Source organism: Kitasatospora sp. NBC_01302, assembly GCF_035976515.1.
In the GTDB taxonomy this organism is placed as follows: domain Bacteria; phylum Actinomycetota; class Actinomycetes; order Streptomycetales; family Streptomycetaceae; genus Kitasatospora.
The window spans coordinates 8,387,447-8,402,562 of sequence record NZ_CP108404.1 but is presented as its reverse complement, the minus strand read 5'-3'; the positions used below and the strand labels follow the sequence as shown (position 1 = coordinate 8,402,562).

15 protein-coding genes are annotated in these 15,116 nt (G+C 73.8%); 7 read left to right on the top strand and 8 right to left on the bottom strand.

The genetic code is table 11. From position 1 onward, the window contains the following. Positions 1 to 18 precede the first annotated feature (18 nt). A complete protein-coding gene (locus OG294_RS36420) occupies positions 19 to 504 on the top strand; it encodes a glutathione peroxidase (RefSeq protein ID WP_327070842.1) in 486 nt (161 codons plus the stop codon). A gap of 93 nt (positions 505 to 597) precedes the next feature. Here the strand turns inward: OG294_RS36420 and OG294_RS36415 are convergent, their stop codons facing one another. Then, complete coding sequence (locus OG294_RS36415; RefSeq protein WP_327070841.1) at positions 598 to 1,209, bottom strand: RICIN domain-containing protein; 612 nt, start codon at positions 1,207 to 1,209, stop codon at positions 598 to 600. A 314-nt stretch (positions 1,210 to 1,523) separates the two neighbouring features. Further along, positions 1,524 to 1,760 (bottom strand): MbtH family protein, encoded by a 237-nt coding sequence (locus OG294_RS36410; protein ID WP_327070840.1) that lies wholly within the window; start codon positions 1,758 to 1,760, stop codon positions 1,524 to 1,526. Between the two features lie 239 nt (positions 1,761 to 1,999). Between OG294_RS36410 and OG294_RS36405 the strand changes: the two genes are divergently transcribed. The 4 genes from OG294_RS36405 (at position 2,000) to OG294_RS36390 (ending at position 5,663) form a co-directional block, all read left to right on the top strand. Next, a complete protein-coding gene (locus OG294_RS36405; RefSeq protein WP_327070839.1) occupies positions 2,000 to 2,728 on the top strand; it encodes an ABC transporter ATP-binding protein in 729 nt (242 codons plus the stop codon). A gap of 17 nt (positions 2,729 to 2,745) precedes the next feature. Further along, entirely contained in the window at positions 2,746 to 4,518 is a 1,773-nt protein-coding gene (locus OG294_RS36400) for a hypothetical protein (protein WP_327070838.1), read from the top strand. A gap of 132 nt (positions 4,519 to 4,650) precedes the next feature. Further along, a complete protein-coding gene (locus tag OG294_RS36395; protein ID WP_327070837.1) occupies positions 4,651 to 5,394 on the top strand; it encodes a dienelactone hydrolase family protein in 744 nt (247 codons plus the stop codon). A 2-nt stretch (positions 5,395 to 5,396) separates the two neighbouring features. Beyond that, positions 5,397 to 5,663, top strand: a complete 267-nt coding sequence (locus OG294_RS36390; protein WP_327070836.1) for a DUF6295 family protein — start codon at positions 5,397 to 5,399, stop codon at positions 5,661 to 5,663. Between the two features lie 66 nt (positions 5,664 to 5,729). Here the strand turns inward: OG294_RS36390 and OG294_RS36385 are convergent, their stop codons facing one another. From OG294_RS36385 to OG294_RS36360, 6 genes are all read right to left on the bottom strand, one after another. After that, positions 5,730 to 7,055, bottom strand: coding sequence for a S53 family peptidase (locus OG294_RS36385; protein ID WP_327070835.1), 1,326 nt, complete (start codon positions 7,053 to 7,055; stop codon positions 5,730 to 5,732). A gap of 438 nt (positions 7,056 to 7,493) precedes the next feature. Next, positions 7,494 to 7,862, bottom strand: a complete 369-nt coding sequence (locus tag OG294_RS36380) for a transglycosylase family protein (RefSeq protein ID WP_327070834.1) — start codon at positions 7,860 to 7,862, stop codon at positions 7,494 to 7,496. A gap of 397 nt (positions 7,863 to 8,259) precedes the next feature. Then, positions 8,260 to 9,432: an FAD-dependent oxidoreductase gene (locus OG294_RS36375; RefSeq protein WP_327070833.1), complete on the bottom strand. Its 1,173-nt coding sequence runs from the start codon at positions 9,430 to 9,432 to the stop codon at positions 8,260 to 8,262. Beyond that, positions 9,429 to 10,175: a TetR/AcrR family transcriptional regulator gene (locus OG294_RS36370; protein WP_327070832.1), complete on the bottom strand. Its 747-nt coding sequence runs from the start codon at positions 10,173 to 10,175 to the stop codon at positions 9,429 to 9,431. Before OG294_RS36370 ends, OG294_RS36375 begins: the two co-directional genes overlap by 4 nt. A 95-nt stretch (positions 10,176 to 10,270) precedes the next feature. After that, on the bottom strand, positions 10,271 to 10,993 hold the full coding sequence (locus OG294_RS36365; protein WP_327070831.1) for a response regulator: 723 nt from the start codon (positions 10,991 to 10,993) through the stop codon (positions 10,271 to 10,273). Beyond that, complete coding sequence (locus OG294_RS36360; RefSeq protein ID WP_327070830.1) at positions 10,990 to 12,705, bottom strand: sensor histidine kinase; 1,716 nt, start codon at positions 12,703 to 12,705, stop codon at positions 10,990 to 10,992. Before OG294_RS36360 ends, OG294_RS36365 begins: the two co-directional genes overlap by 4 nt. 208 nt (positions 12,706 to 12,913) lie before the next feature. Between OG294_RS36360 and OG294_RS36355 the strand changes: the two genes are divergently transcribed. Together OG294_RS36355 and OG294_RS36350 are read left to right on the top strand one after the other, a co-directional pair. Further along, complete coding sequence (locus OG294_RS36355; RefSeq protein WP_327070829.1) at positions 12,914 to 14,296, top strand: cation:dicarboxylate symporter family transporter; 1,383 nt, start codon at positions 12,914 to 12,916, stop codon at positions 14,294 to 14,296. A gap of 129 nt (positions 14,297 to 14,425) precedes the next feature. Then, positions 14,426 to 15,019 carry a dihydrofolate reductase family protein gene (locus OG294_RS36350; RefSeq protein WP_327070828.1) on the top strand — a complete coding sequence of 198 codons (594 nt, stop codon included), beginning with the start codon at positions 14,426 to 14,428 and terminating at the stop codon, positions 15,017 to 15,019. Positions 15,020 to 15,116: the final 97 nt, after the last annotated feature.

The window sequence follows — 15,116 nt, the reverse complement described above, 5'->3', positions numbered from 1 at the left end:
CCCGGAGGGACCCACCCCATGAGCCTGACCGACATCCCCCTGCAGACCCTGGCCGGCGAGCCGACGAGCCTGGCCGACTTCGCGGGCAAGGCCGTCCTCGTGGTCAACGTGGCCTCGAAGTGCGGGCTGACTCCGCAGTACACCGGGCTGGAGGAGTTGCAGCAGCGGTACGCGGAGCGCGGGTTCACCGTGCTCGGGGTGCCGTGCAACCAGTTCGGTGGGCAGGAGCCGGGCAGCGCAGCGGAGATCCAGAGCTTCTGCCAGACCAACTACAACGTCTCCTTCCCGCTGCTGTCGAAGATCGAGGTGAACGGCGAAGGCCGCCACCCCCTCTACCAGGAGCTGACCGCCCTCGCCGACGAGACCGGGGCGGCCGGGGACGTGCAGTGGAACTTCGAGAAGTTCCTGATCTCCCCCGCCGGCGCTGCCGTCGGCCGGTTCCGGCCCCGGACCGAGCCGTCGGACGCCGAGCTGGTCGCGGCCATCGAGGCCCAGCTGCCGTAGCGAGCGCGGCTGCCGTAGCGAGCGCGGCTGCCGGTGGCCGGCTCCCCGCCCTGGGGAACCGGCCACTGGTAGACCTGCCTTCGCTCACGCAGGTCAGACGTTGTGCAGGGTCCAGTTCTGGTTGGTCCAGCCGTTGCAGGCCCAGAGCTGCACCTTGGCGCCGTTGTTCGGGATGGTGTTGGTGTCACCGTCCAGGCACTCGCCCTTGTCGGCGTTCACCAGCGTGGCGCCGCCCCAGGCCCAGGTCTGGTTGGACCAGCCGTTGCAGCCCCAGAGCTGCACCTTCGCCCCGTTGTTCGGGATGGTGTTGGTGTCACCGTCCAGGCACTCGCCCCGGTCGTTGTTCTGGATGCTGTAGTAGCCGGCCGGGTAGCCGGCGGCCGGGGCCCAGTCCCAGGTCTGGTTCGACCAGCCGTTGCAGCCCCAGAGCTGCACCTTCGCCCCGTTGTTCGGGATGGTGTTGGTGTCACCGTCGAGACACTGGCCCCGGTCGTTGTTGGTCATCGTCACCTGGTAGATGGCGTTCGGCACGACCTTGGTGTGGTTGCTCACCGTCGGGATCTGCGAGACCGACGCCACCTTGATGATCCGCGGCCCGGCGGCGCTGTCCGCGCTGCTGTGGGCACTGGCCTGGGCCACCCCCGCGACCCCCAGGCAGACCGTCACCGAGACGGCCAGCACGGCTGAACGTGCACGACTGCGCATTGTTGCTCCCCCCATGTCCCGGGACGGCCGCCCCGGGCGTGCAATTCGCCGTACTGTGCGGCGAGTTGAGGAAACCCTAGGACGGGCGACAGCGGGCTGTCAGCGTCTCGACAGAAGTAGCGGGCCACCTTCCGGGTCAGGGTCCGCCCCTGGTCGCGCCCAGGCGTACGCTCCCCGGGCGTGCGGGCCGGTGCAGGGGGCGCGGGATCGAGGCTCAGCTGCCGGGCTGACCGGAGAGCGCCCGCACGGCAGTCCACCCCGGCGCGAGCCTCCGAGAGGTTCGCGCCGGGGCGGCCCGGAGAGCAGGAGGTCCCCTATGCCTCGCCCTCGGCACTTGCCTTCTCGGTAGCCTCGCGGAGCGAACGGGGCCGCATGTCCGTCCACACCTCCTTGATGTAGGCCAGGCACTCCGCCTTGGTGCCGGACTTGCCCGCTGTCTTCCAGCCGAGCGGCAGGTCCTTGCCTTCGGGCCAGATCGAGTACATCTCCTCCTGGTTGACGACGATCTGGTAGACCGTCCTGTCCTCGCTGTCGGTGTCGGTGTCGGCCATGACTGGTGCTCCGTATCTCTGTTCTCTGTCTGTCCGTGGTCTCTGGCGCGTGACTCTGGTGATCAATGTCGCCGACTTCCGGCTCACCACCGTGGCCCGGCACGCGACGATCACTCGATCGAGCGGAGGTGCCGGGAAGAGCCCGGCGGGTGGACTGCGGCGAGGTATAAGGCGACCCCGTCGTCCCACAGGTTGGGTCGCTAGGGTGGGCGGACATCACCTCTGGAGGCACCGTCCGCATGGCCAAGAAATCCGCCGCAGCACGCACCCCCGCGCGTCCGGCGCTGCTGAAACTGACCGGGGTGAGCCGCTCCTACGGCGACCGTGAGGTGCTGCACCCCGTGGACCTCGCGGTGGCCGCCGGCGAGTGCGTCGCGCTGCTGGGGCACAACGGGTCCGGCAAGTCCACCCTGCTTCGGGTGGCGGCCGGGCGCGACCTGCCGACGAAGGGGACGGTCCGCTTCGACGGGCTGCCGATGGACGAGAACGACCCGCGGATCCGGGCCCGGGTCGCGGTGGTCGGCGACACCGTCGCGCACTACCCCGACCTCACGGTGCGCGAGCACCTGCTGCTGGTCGCGGTCGCGCACGGGGTGGCCGACGCCCGGGACTGGGTCGAGCAGGTGCTCGCGGACCGGGCGCTCACCGAGCGGGCCGACGCGCTGCCCTCCGCGCTCTCCTCCGGGCAGCTCCAGGCGCTGCTGCTGGCCTGTGCGCTGGTGCGCCCGCGCGATCTGCTGCTGCTCGACGAGCCGGAGCAGCGGCTGGACCCGGAGGCCCGCAAGCGGCTCGCGGAGCTGCTGCGCGGTGAGCTGGCGGACGGCGTGGCGGTCCTGCTGGTCACCCACCACACCGACCTGGCACGGGAGTTGGCGGACCGGGTGGTGGTGCTGGAGGACGGCCGGATCGTGGCCCAGGGGGCACCGGGCAAGGTCCTGGACGGCGGCGGCGCGGTGGGTGCCCGATGACGGCCGAGGCGGAAGAGGTGGCGGAGACGGAAGAGGAGCCGGGCGAGGAAGCGGGCGAGGGGACGGACGAGGGGACGGACGAGGTGGCGGAGGCAGCCGAGGTGGCGGAAACCGCCGAGGCGGTCGAGCCCGAGGCCTGGAGCGAGGACGAGGACTGGACCGACGAGACGCTCGCCCTGCTGCGCGCGCTGCGGGCCCCGTACCGGCTGAACCGGGCCAAGCAGCTCGGCTTCGCGCTCTACTGCGTGCTGCTCGTGCTGATCATCTGGGGCGGGGTGCCGAGCCTGGGGCTCTTCCTGCAGGCCTCGATGGGCGCCGACTACACCGCGCACGGCGGCGACCTGCTCGCCGCCATGCCCAGCGGCATCGCCGCCGTCGGGCTGGCCTTCGTGCTGCTCGCGGTCCGCGACGGGCTGTGGCGCGGCCCGGTGGTGCCGCCCCGGGCGGCCACCGATTGGCTGCTCGCCCACCCGGTGCGCCCGCGCCCGGTGCTGCGGCCGTGGTTCTGGCTCTCCTGCGCGCTGGCGGTCTTCCCCGGCCTGGTGACGGCGGTGGGCGGGATGGTCGCGCTCGGGCTGCTGCTGCGGGTCGGCCTGCCGGCGGCGCTCGGCTGGTGCCTGCTCGGCGGGGCCTGCCTGCCGCTGCTGGCCACCTGCGCCGGGCTGCTGGTGGAGCGCAGCGACGCCGCCGCCCGCTGGGTGCGCCGGCTCACGCCGGCCGCGACCGTGCTGGTGCTGCTGTTCGCGGCGCAGAGCGCGCTGGCGGTGGCCGGGCACCGGGTGCACTGGCTGGAGCTGGTCGAGCTGTGGTCGGGGCCGTGGGGCTGGGCCGGGATCGCCGCGCTGTCGCCCACCCGGGGCGCGGTGCCCGGCGGCTGGGTGGCCGCCGCGCTGCTGCTCGTCGGCACCGCGGGCGCCCTGGTGCTCGCCGACCGGGCAGCCGGCACGGTGCCGCTGGGCCGGCTGCGCGAGCGGGCCCGGACGGCGGCGGGGGTGTTCGCCGCGCTGCGCACCGTGGAGCTGCGGGCCGCGCGGCTGGCGGTGAGCGGCGCGGCCGGGAGCGCGCGGGTGCGCCGGGTGCGGCTGCCGATGCCGCGCCGGGCCTGGCTGGTGGTGCCCTGGCGGGACGCGACGGCGCTGCTGCGCTCCCCCGCCCGGCTCGGCCGCGCCGTGCTGCTGAGCGTGCCGGCGCTGCTCTGCGCGGCGCTGGCGCACGGGATCGGCAGCAAGCCGTCGGTGCCGACGACGGCGGTCGCGCTGGTCTTCGGCTACCTGGCGGTGGCCCAGCTGCTGGAGCCGGCCCGGATCGAGACGGACGACGTGCGGCGGGCGGCCTGGTCGCCCTATCCGTTCGCCGAGCTCATGCTGCGCCACGCGATCGTGCCCACCGTCGCCGGGGTGCTGATCGGGCTGGCCGGGGCCGGGGCGGCGGCGCTGTCCGGGGCGGGCCCAGCGGTCTGGCTCGCGCCGGCCGTGGTGCCGGCGCTGGTGGGGGCCGGGCTGGTGAACACCTGCCGCGGCGCCGTGCGGCGCGACCTGATGTACAAGTCGCCCACCTCGGGCGGCCTTGGCCTGTTCCTCTTCGCCGCCTGGTACGCGGCCGGTCCGGGGGCGGCCGTCCTCGCGCTGACCCTGCCGTTCGCCCAGGCGCTGCGCGCGGACACGGCGGCCGGCTGCGGCAACGCCGCCGTGGTGGGCCTGGTGGCGGCGGCCGTGCTGCTCTGGTGGGCGCGGACCAGGGCCTCGGAGCTGACCGGACTCTCCCGGCCGGCGGGGCGGCAGGACCAGTAGGGCAGGCCCCGGCCCGCGAGGGGCGGCCCGGGAGCGGGTGCGGCTCCGGTGGCGCGCGGCCGACCTCCGGCCGCGCGCCACGCGCCGCCCCCGGGCCGCTCCGCACCCCAACGGTTTGATATAGCTGACCGCATGAATGGTTCTCTCACCGCGACCACCATCCACTTCGCCGGGCACGAGGGTGATGACGTCGAGGCCTACCTGGCCCGCCCGGAAGGCGACGCCCGACGCGGCGGCGTCGTAGTGATCCACCACATGCCCGGCTACGACCGGTCCACCAAGGAGATCACCCGCCGCTTCGCCGAGCTCGGCTACGACGCGATCTGCCCGAACCTCTACACCCGCGAGGCGCCGGGCGCCTCCCCCGACGACGCCGCCGCGGTGGCCCGCGCCAACGGCGGTGCACCGGACGCGCGCGTGGTCGGTGACCTCGCCGGGGCCGCCGCCCATCTGCGGTCGCTGCCGACCTCCAACGGCAAGGTGGGCATCATCGGTTACTGCTCGGGCGGGCGGCAGAGCGTGCTGGCCGCCTGCAAGCTCGACCTGGACGCCGCGGTGGACTGCTACGGCGCCTTCGTCACCGGCACCCCGCCGGAGGGCTTCCCGCTGCGGGTCACCAACCTGGTCGACCAGCTCCCCGAGCTGGGCGCCCCGCTGCTGGGCCTGTTCGGCGCGGAGGACAAGTTCCCCGGCCCCGAGCAGGTCGGCGAGCTGGAGCAGATCCTCACCGCCAACGGCAAGGACTTCGAGTTCCACACCTACCCGGAAGCCGGGCACGGGTTCTTCTCGACCGACCGGCCCGCCTACAACGTGCCTGCCGCCAACGACGGTTGGGAGCGGATCGCCGCCTTCTACGCCAAGCACCTGGGAGCCTGAGCATGTGCACCTACGCGACCGTCAAGGAGAGCATCAACGGCAGCGCCAAGGGCCCGAACGGCACCTGGTTCCACGTCTCGACCGCCACGGTGTACTTCGACCACCCGGTCCACGCGATGGCCGAGCACACCCTGAACATCGACTTCGCCGACCCGGAGCGGGACCCCGCCGCCCGGGTCGCGGTGGAGCTGACCGCGGAGTCCGCGCGGCGCCTGGTCGCCGCGATCCAGGAGGCCCTGGCGGCGGCTCCGGCCGAACTCACCGTCTGAACAGCCGTGCACGGCGCGGGCACCGGTGCGATCGCGCACCGGTGCCCGCGCCGTGCCATGCGATCCCTAGAAGCCGGACAGGCCGTTCGGCGTCCCCAGGCCGGTCGGGCCGTCCCAGCCGCGGCCCGCGGTGCAGACGACCGTGCAGCCGGCGTTCGCGGGCGCGTTCTGACCCATCGTCACATCGTTGAACGCCGAGGACGGGGCGGCGTAGAGGGTGTTGGGGCCCTCGACGTACGCCACGTGGCCGCCGCGGGCGTAGACACCGGCGATGAATGGGCTGGACTCACTGGTACCGCCCACCACCAGCCAGGACTGCTGCGAGCCGGTGAACGGGGTGTAGTCGTCGTAGACGGCCGCGCCGGTGGTCGGGTCGGCGTCCGCGGAGATGTCCGAAGCGGCGCGGTGGCCACCGCAGTTGGCCGCGACGCTGGTGGGCTGGCCGAGCGCGGGCGGCAGTTCGGCGGCGCAGCCGCTGCCGGAGCCGTCCCAGGCGACCTCGGAGTAGCCGTTGTGGCCGGCACCGGGGGTGCGGTAGAGCGCGGTGCCGCCGACCGAGGTGACGGTGGGCAGGTTCTGCGGCCAGCCGGAGGGCGTGCCCTCGTAGCCGCCGTCGCCCGAGGAGGCGGTGATCGCCATGCCGGGGTGGTAGAAGTCGCGGGCCGCCTGCCCCAGGTCGAGGGTCGCGTCCGGGTCGAACTGGTAGCTGACGCTGGCCGACGAGGCGCCGAGCGCGGCGGCGGTGTTCATCGCGACGCCGAAGTCCTCGGCCGCCTGGTCCTCACTGCTGGTCATGTCCCGGTTGACGGTGATCTCCAGGATGTGACAGGTCGGGCAGGCGGCGGTGGCCATGTCGACGTCCAGCGTGGTCTCGACGCCGACCTGCTCGTCGAAGTTCTTCTCGTCGTCGGTCGTGCCCGGGGCCAGCGGCGCCCCGCCGTGCTCGTCGACCTGCTTGAAGCAGCCGCTGGCCGCGGTGCAGGCGGCCAGGCCGTACTGCGCGCGGTAGGCGTTGAGGTTGGCTTCGAGGGTCGGGAAGGCGCCCTCGTCCAGGATCGCGATGGTGTTGGCCGGGCCGGAGGTGACGGCCGGCAGGTGGTACGCGGCGGCGAAGTCGGCCGGCCCGTACCCGGCCGGGGTGCTGGTCGCGAGCTTCTTGGTCGAGCCGGCGGCCACGGTGACGACCTGCGCCATGCAGCGGTTGTGCGCGATGCCGGCGCAGACCTGGGCGGTGCCCCGGCTGGCCAGCTCGGGGTTGGGCAGGGTCGCGGCCGAGCCGAGGTGCGGGCTCGCGGTGCCCTGCGCCTGCGCCGCACCGGCCGGCAGCATGGTCGGGGCGACGGCCAGTGCGCCGACCGCCAGGGCCGCCAGGGTGGCCTTGCGGAGGTTCATCAAAGGGGGCTTCCTCTCACCGGGCGCGAGCTCGCACCAGATGACGTGGGCACGTCAAGATTGGGCTCGCGAGACTCGCGCGATCAGAACCGTGCTGATACCTGGTGCGTTCATCGACGGCGCGGCCGAGCGGCCGTCAACCGCCCGACGGACAGTCGGCGCGGGCCCGTGCCACGGCTGCGCGCGGCGCACGGACCTTGCCCGAGGTGTCCATTGAAGAGTGCCGGTGCAACAGTCACATCGCGGGACCGGCTACGTCAATAGGCGCTACTGCGCCCACAGCGCCGCGTGCGAGCTGCCCTTGACGGTCCGTCAGGCAGCGCACAGCGCCGCAGCGCGGGCCGGGGTGATCCCGGCCCGCGCTGCGGTGTTGTGCGGTGTGCTGCTGTTTCTGCCGTTGCTGCCGTTGCTGCCGTAGCTGCTGTTGTTGCCCCGGTGTCAGGCGAGGCCGGCCTTGGTGGAGCAGATCGGCCAGGCACCGGGGCCCTGCGCGGCGAGGACCTTCTCGCCGATCTCGATCTGCTGCGCCTTGGTCGCCTGGTTCGCCTGCCCCGCATACGCGGTGCCACCGAACGCCGCCCACGTCGACGGCGTGAACTGCAGACCGCCGTAGAAACCGTTGCCGGAGTCGATGCCCCAGTTCCCCGTCGCCTCGCACTGCGCCACCTTGTCCCAGGCCGACGCCGGAGCAGCCGAAGAAGCCGTCGCCGTCACAAGACCGGCCACCGGCAGCACCGCCAGAGCGCCACCCAGCACGGCCATCCGCCGCCGGTTGCGCTGACGGGCAGCAGTGCTGACGGTGGCCACAGTGGTCTCGTTACGGAAAGTCATATAAATCCTCTCGACAAGCCAAAAAGACAAGGCGGAACCAGACCCCGAAGGGCCAACTCGCCTGTGCAGGAAGAAGCGCGGCCCACCCGGGACACCCGGGACTCGCCGCGCCGACACCAACGAAGCTACGGGCCCGCCCCGGCCGCCATCAAGCAATCACCACAGAACCCCAGGCCAGACCCGCAATACCACCGGTAACCCGCCCCTGAAGCCCTTGAAAACACCGGCCCGGCCACCACCCCGCACCCCCCGATGTGGCCGCCATCACCGCCCACCGCCCGTGAGCCCGACCACAAACTCCACCCACCGTCATCCCGCCCCCACGCCCCGCACCCGCCACCAAGATCCACCACCCCCGCCCCGATGGCCCAGCTCACACCGCCGGGGCGGGGGCGTCCGCGGCCGGGTCGCCGCCACCGGTGAAGAGGGCGACCAACCCGCGGGGCGCGTCCTCGGCGAAGCAGAGCACGAGGTTGGCGGCGGACTCGGCGGCGGCCGACTCGCTGCGCGGGAACATCGCCTTCTCATAGGCGTCGAGCGCGGCCTCGGTGTCGCCGGGGTGGTCGGCCAGGGCCAGGCCGAGCTCGGCGCCGTCCTGCATGGCGAGGTTGGCGCCCTCGCCGGCGAACGGCGACATCAGGTGGGCCGCGTCGCCCAGCAGGGTCACCCCGGGCACCCGCTCCCAGCGGTGGCCGACCGGCAGCGCGTGGATCGGGCGCGGCACCAGCGGGTGCCGGCTGTCGCCGATCAGCGCCGTCAGGCTCTCGTCCCAGCCGTCGAAGTGCGCCAGCACGGCCTGGGCGGCAGCCCCTCGGTCGGTGAAGTCGATGCCGGCCGCCCAGTCCTCGGGCGCCAGGAAGGCGGCGTAGACGTGCACGCTGCCGTCGGACTCGCGGTGCGCCAGGAAGCCCCGGCCGGCTCCGAGCGCGAAGAGCATGCCGCCACCGACCACGGCCGCGCTGCGGGGGTGGCGGACGTCGGCGTCCGGCAGGTCCGTCTCGACGAAGGACAGGCCGCTGTAGGCGGGGCGCGCCGCGGAGAGCAGCGGGCGGACCTTCGACCAGGCGCCGTCCGCCCCGATCAGCAGATCGGCGGTGACGGTACCGCCGTCGGCGAGGGTGAGCTCGTGCCGGCCGTCGGCCAGGGTGCGCACGGCGGTGGTCCTGGCGCCCCAGCGGACGGCCTGGGCGGGCAGCGCGTCGAGCAGCAGGTCGCGCAGCCGGCCGCGGTCGACCTCGGGACGGGTGCCGGTGCCGTCGTCGTCCTCCGCCAGGTGGACGGTGGCGTGCCGGTCGAGCACCCGGGTCGCCTCGCCACCGGGCAGCACCAGCCGGCGGAAGTCCTCGTACAGGCCGGCCGCGCGCAGCGCGGCCTGGCCGGACTCCTCGTGGATGTCGAGCATGCCGCCCTGGCCCCGGGCGTGCCGGGAGGCGTCGAGCTCGAGGACGGTGGCCGCGATGCCGTGCAGGTGCAGGACGCGGGCCAGGGTGAGGCCGCCGAGGCCGGCTCCCACGATGGCGATCGGGGTGTGGGTGTGGGTGGTCATCTGCTGTCTCCTGGCGTGGGCTCGGGCCGTGGTGGGTGGCCGTGGTGGGCGTGGGCGACCGGGGTGGGGGTGTGCAGGATGCCGTTGAGCAGCACGTGGAAGCCCCAGGCGAGGCGCTGTTCCGGGGCGCCGGAGATCAGCGGGGCCGCCAGGGCGGCGATCTGCGGGTGGGTGTCCGGGGAGGCGCCGTCCAGCGCCCGGGTGAGGGCGTCCCAGTCGGCCCCGGCCCGGCCCGACTGGCCGCGGGTGGCGTGTTCGGCCGCGGTGGCGGTGGCGAACTGCAGCAGCACGTCCACGCCCCAGGCCGCCTGCCCTGGCGGTACGGCGCCCTCGTCCAGCAGGGCGAGCAGCGCCTCGATCAGGTTCAGGTAGTGCGGTCCGCCGGGTCGCGCGGAGAGCGCGGAGCGGGCCAGGCCCGGCAGCTCGAAGAGCATCGCGGTGTAGTCGGTGAGGATCCGCTCCAGCCGGCCGCGCCAGTCCCCGTGCCCCTCGGCCGGGCCCAGGTCGATGCCGCCGAGCAACTCGTCGAGGATCGCGGCGTGCAGCTCGGCGGTGTTGCGCACGTAGACGTAGAGCGAGGCGGGGCCCGTGTCGAGCTCCTGCGCCAGGCGGCGCATGGTCACCTTCTCCAAGCCCTCGGCGCGCATGATCGCGACCGCGGCCCCGATGATGCCCGCCCTGCTCAGGGGCGGCTTCGCCGGGCGTTCGCGGCGGCTTCTGGGGGGCTGAGGGGTTGTGGTCACTCCTGAAGCGTAACGAACATGTTCGTAGCAAACAAGTACGTGACGAACATGTTCGCCCGAGGGTGCACATCAGAGGCCGGCCCAGCTCGGACCCGTCAGCTCCGGTCGGGCCGGCGGGCGCGGTAGCAGAGCTCCGGGCGGCCGACCTGCCCGTAGCGCGGCTCGCGCACGGCCAGGCCCACGTCCACCAGGTGCTCCAGGTAGCGGCGGGCGGTGATCCGCGAGACGCCGGCCGCCACACCCGCGGTGGCAGCCGAGATGCTGCCGTCGGCCGCGCGCAGCACCGCCGCCACGGTCTCCAGGGTCGGGGCGCTCAGGCCCTTGGGCAGGCTGCTGCGCTCGGCGGTGCGCAGCACGGCGAAGGCCTGGTCCACCTCGTCCTGCCCGGTGGCCTCGCCGCTGCGGGCCAGGCTCTGGCGGTAGCGGGCGTAGCGGTCCAGGCGCTCGTGCAGGGCGGCGGCGCTGAACGGCTTGAGCAGGTACTGCACCACGCCCGCGGAGACCGCCTGGCGGACGGTGGCCAGCTCCCGGGCCGAGGTGACCGCGATGATGTCGGTCTCGTGCCCGGCGGCGCGCAGCGCACGGCAGAGCCGCAGGCCGTGGCCGTCGGGCAGGTGAAGGTCGAGCAGGACCAGGTCGACGGGGGTGCCGGCGACCCGGGTCCGCTCCAGGAAGCGCAGCGCGGCGGCCAGTGTGTGCGCGGTGCCGGCCGCCCGGAAGCCGGGGGTGCGGCCGACGTAGCGGGTGTGCGCGTCGGCGGCCACCGGGTCGTCCTCGACCACCAGCACCTCGATCGGGCCCGATCGCCAGGGGCTCACGGCGCCCCCACCCGGCCCGCGGGGCGCGCGGCGCCGGTGGTCAGCGGGAGCCGAACGGTGAGCACCGCGCCGCGTTCGCGTCCCACCTCCACCGTGCCGCCGTTGCGCCGCGCGGCCTGCGCCACCAGGGCCAGGCCCAGCCCGTGGCCGCCGCCCTCCTTGGTGGACCAGCCGCGCCGGAAGACCGACTCGACCGCATCGGGGTCGATCCCGGGGCCGGTGTCGGCGACCCGCAGCAGCAGCTGGCCGGCGTCAGTGCGCGCGGTGACCGTCACCTCGGGGGCCGCCGCGTGGTCGCCGGCGCCCAGGATCGCGGCGTCCAGGGCGTTGTCGATCAGGTTGCCGAGCATGGTCACCAGGTCGCGGGCGGGCAGGTCGGGCGGCAGCACGCCGTCGTCGATCCGGCTGTCCTCGCTGAGCACGAACTCGACGCCGGACTCGGCGGCCTGGGCCGCCTTGCCCAACAGGAGCGCGGCCAGCACCGGTTCACCGACCGCGCCGACCACCCGGTCGGTGAGCCGCTGGGCGAGCGCGAGTTCGGCGGTGGCGAACTCCACCGCCTCCTGGTAGCGGCCGAGTTCGACCAGCGAGACGACCGCGTGCAGCCGGTTGGCGGCCTCGTGCGCCTGCGCGCCCAGCGCCTCGGTGAAGCCGCGCACCGAGTCCAGTTCGCCGTTCAGCGACTGGAGTTCGGTGTGGTCGCGCAGGGTCAGCACGGTGCCCATCGGGCGGCCCGGCACCCGGGCGGGGCCGGCCGGGCCGGTGCCGATCGCCGAGGTGTTGAGCACCACCACCCGCTCGGCGGTCAGGTGCACCTCGTCGAGCACCGGGCCCTCGGCCAGCACCGCCCGGGTCAGCGCCCGGGGCAGTTCGAGGTCGGCGAACGGCCGGCCCTCGACGTCCTCGTCCAGATCCAGCAGCTCGCGCGCCGCGTCGTTGCAGAGCACCACCCGCCCGGCCGGGTCGAGCAGCACCAGGCCCTCGCGCACCGCGTGCAGGGTCGCCTGGTGGTACTCGTACAGGTGGCTCAGCTCGGCGGCGCCCATGCCGTGGGTGTGCCGGCGCAGCCGGGCGTTGGCCAGGTAGGTGCCCAGGCCGCCGAGGGCGAGCGCGGCCAGCGCGACGCCGACCAGGGCCAGCAGCGGTCCGCGCAGCTGCTCGCTGATCGACTGCAGCGTGATGCCGGAGCTGACCAGCCCGATCACCTGTCCGCTGTCGTCCCGCACGGGGGTGATCACCCGCAGCGAGGGGCCGAGCGTGCCGGTGTAGGTCTCGGTGAAGGTCTCCCCCGCCAGCGCCTGCCCGATGTGCCCGAGGTACGGCTTGCCGATCTGCGCCGGGTCGCGGTGCGCGAGCCGGATCCCGTGGGTGTCCAGCACGGTCACGAAGTCCACCCCGCTGTCCGCCCTGACCTGCTCGGCGTACGGCTGGAGCACCGCCGTCGGGTCGGGGCCGACGATCGCCGCCCGCACCGACGGCGAGTCCGCCACCGCCCGCGCGGCGGCGGTCACCTGGCGGCGCGCGCTCTGCTCGGCCCGCTCCCCGGCGCCCAGGTACGCCAGCACCGCGCATCCGGCCACCACGGCGGCCACGATCACGATCTGCACGGAGAACAGCTGGCCCGCCAGGCTGCGCGGCAGCCGGCGGCGGCGCCGGCCGGCGGCGGGCGGGGCGCTGCCGGGTGGTCGGGTGGGACGGGGTGGGCGCGGCATGGCGGACAGTCTGCCTTAGCGCCTCCCTCACGAGAGGCCCTGGTCCGGGCGGCCTCGGACCGACGGGCCGCTGCTCGGGCGCCGATCGGGGCCGGTCCGGCCCTCGTGAACTCTATGAACGCAAACGTGACCGTCGTCACGCCCGCCGCCGATAGTCGGAGCGGCCCGTCCCCCCGTGGGCCGCAGCGAGGCAAAGGAGCCGACAGCCATGGCGATCATCAGTACGGACCGGAGCGACCGGACCAGACGGGCGACCGACCGCACCCAGTACCTCTATCTCGCGGTGCTGGCCGCGGTCCTCGCGGGCATCCTGGTCGGGTTGCTGGCGCCGGGGTTCGCGGTCGGCCTCAAGCCGGTCGGCACCGGATTCGTGAACCTGATCAAGATGATGATCAGCCCGGTGATCTTCTGCACGATCGTGCTGGGCGTCGGTTCGGTGAGCAAGGCCGCCAGCGTCGGCCGGGTCGGCGGCCTGGCCCTGGGCTACTTCCTGGTGACCTCCACCATCGCGCTGGGCCTCGGCCTGGTCGTCGGCAACCTGCTGGAACCCGGCTCCGGACTGCACCTCACCGCGGCGCTCGCCAAGGCGGGCCATGCCCAGGCGGCGGCCGGCCAGGCGACCGGCGCCAGTGACTTCCTGCTCGGGATCATCCCGAACACCCTGGTCTCCGCGCTCACCCAGGGCCAGGTCCTGCAGACCCTGCTGGTCGCCCTGCTGGCCGGCTTCGCGCTGCAGGCGATGGGCGCGGCCGGCGCACCGGTGCTGCGCGGCATCGAGCACCTGCAGCGGCTGGTCTTCCGGATCATGTCGATGATCATGTGGGTCGCCCCGATCGGCGCCTTCGGCGCGATGGCCGCCGTGGTCGGCGCCACCGGCACCGCCGCGCTGAAGAGCCTGGCCGTCATCATGATCGGCTTCTACCTGACCTGCGTGCTCTTCGTGGTGGTCGTCCTCGGGCTGCTGCTGCGCCTGGTGGCCGGGGTCAACGTGCTCGCCCTGCTGCGCTACCTGGGCCGGGAGTTCCTGCTGATCCTCTCCACCTCCTCCTCGGAGAGCGCGCTGCCGCGCCTGATCGCCAAGCTGGAGCACCTCGGGGTCAGCCGCCCGGTGGTGGGCATCACGGTGCCGACCGGCTACTCGTTCAACCTGGACGGCACCGCGATCTACCTGACGATGTCCTCGATCTTCATCTCGCAGGCGATGGACAGGCCGATGTCGCTCGGTCAGCAGCTCTCGCTGCTCGTCTTCATGGTGATCGCCAGCAAGGGCGCCGCCGGGGTCACCGGTGCGGGCCTGGCCACGCTGGCCGGCGGTCTGCAGTCGCACCGGCCCGAACTGGTCGACGGCGTCGGGCTGATCGTGGGCATCGACCGCTTCATGTCGGAGGCCCGCGCGCTGACCAACTTCGCCGGCAACGCGGTGGCCGCCGTGCTGATCGGGCACTGGACCAAGGAGCTGGACCACGGTCAGCTGCACCGGGTGCTGTCCGGCCAGGCGCCGTTCGACGAGCTGCTCCTGGCGGACGCGGCCGACGCACCGGTGGCCGCGCCCCGCGCGGACCCGGCCGACCCCCAGCCGGCGGGGGTCTGAGCGTCACGGCTGCGAGCGGCGCGGCTGCGAGCGTCACGGCTGCGGTTCGGTGTGTTGTCCCACCGGTTGTCACACCTGTGCGGCAGTCTGCTGTGCCGTCACCCCGGAACGAGGACGAGGAGCAACCCCATGCGCATCGTGGTCAGCGAGTTCATGAGCCTGGACGGCGTGGTGCAGGCGCCGGGCGGCGCCGAGGAGGACACCGACGGCGGCTTCGCGCACGGCGGCTGGTCGCACCCGTTCTTCGACCCGGAGGTGGTGGGCGGCGCCTTCTCCGAGGCGCTGGCCACGGCCGAGGCGCTGCTCTTCGGGCGCCGCACCTGGCAGACGATGGCCGCCGCCTGGCCCGAGCGGGCCGGCGATCCCTTCGCCGACCGGATGAACGCCATCCCCAAGTACGTCGTCTCCAGCACCCTCGGTGACGAGCTGGGCTGGCGCAACTCCACCCGCATCCCCGGCCAGGACGCGGTGGCCCGGATCGAACAGCTGCGCCGGAGCGAGGGCGGCGACCTGCTGGTGATGGGCAGCCCCACCCTGGTCCGCGCGCTGCTGGGCGAAGGGCTGGTCGACGAGCTGCGGCTGATGGTCATGCCGGTGCTGCTCGGCGGCGGGAAGTCGATCTTCCCCGAGGACGGGGCGCTGCGCACGCTCGAACTCGTCTCCACGGTCACCGGCAGCACGGGCGTCAACGTGTGCACCTACCGGACCGCCGGCAAGGGGTAGCCGGATCGACCGGGGCCGCCCGCGTGAACGGGCGGCCCCGGCTGGGGTGTTCGGCCGCGCCAGGCTCAGCGCCCGTGGACCGGGACGCAGGTGCGGC

What these genes read in the sequence shown, in the direction of transcription:
- OG294_RS36350 (WP_327070828.1), top strand. Translation starts at nt 14,426, where the DNA reads ATGCGCATCGTGGTCAGCGAGTTCATGAGCCTGGACGGCGTGGTGCAG.
- OG294_RS36410 (WP_327070840.1), bottom strand. Translation starts at nt 1,760, where the DNA reads ATGGCCGACACCGACACCGACAGCGAGGACAGGACGGTCTACCAGATC.
- OG294_RS36390 (WP_327070836.1), top strand. Translation starts at nt 5,397, where the DNA reads ATGTGCACCTACGCGACCGTCAAGGAGAGCATCAACGGCAGCGCCAAG.
- OG294_RS36375 (WP_327070833.1), bottom strand. Translation starts at nt 9,432, where the DNA reads ATGACCACCCACACCCACACCCCGATCGCCATCGTGGGAGCCGGCCTC.
- OG294_RS36420 (WP_327070842.1), top strand. Translation starts at nt 19, where the DNA reads ATGAGCCTGACCGACATCCCCCTGCAGACCCTGGCCGGCGAGCCGACG.
- OG294_RS36395 (WP_327070837.1), top strand. Translation starts at nt 4,651, where the DNA reads ATGAATGGTTCTCTCACCGCGACCACCATCCACTTCGCCGGGCACGAG.
- OG294_RS36385 (WP_327070835.1), bottom strand. Translation starts at nt 7,055, where the DNA reads ATGAACCTCCGCAAGGCCACCCTGGCGGCCCTGGCGGTCGGCGCACTG.
- OG294_RS36360 (WP_327070830.1), bottom strand. Translation starts at nt 12,705, where the DNA reads ATGCCGCGCCCACCCCGTCCCACCCGACCACCCGGCAGCGCCCCGCCC.
- OG294_RS36405 (WP_327070839.1), top strand. Translation starts at nt 2,000, where the DNA reads ATGGCCAAGAAATCCGCCGCAGCACGCACCCCCGCGCGTCCGGCGCTG.
- OG294_RS36415 (WP_327070841.1), bottom strand. Translation starts at nt 1,209, where the DNA reads ATGCGCAGTCGTGCACGTTCAGCCGTGCTGGCCGTCTCGGTGACGGTC.
- OG294_RS36355 (WP_327070829.1), top strand. Translation starts at nt 12,914, where the DNA reads ATGGCGATCATCAGTACGGACCGGAGCGACCGGACCAGACGGGCGACC.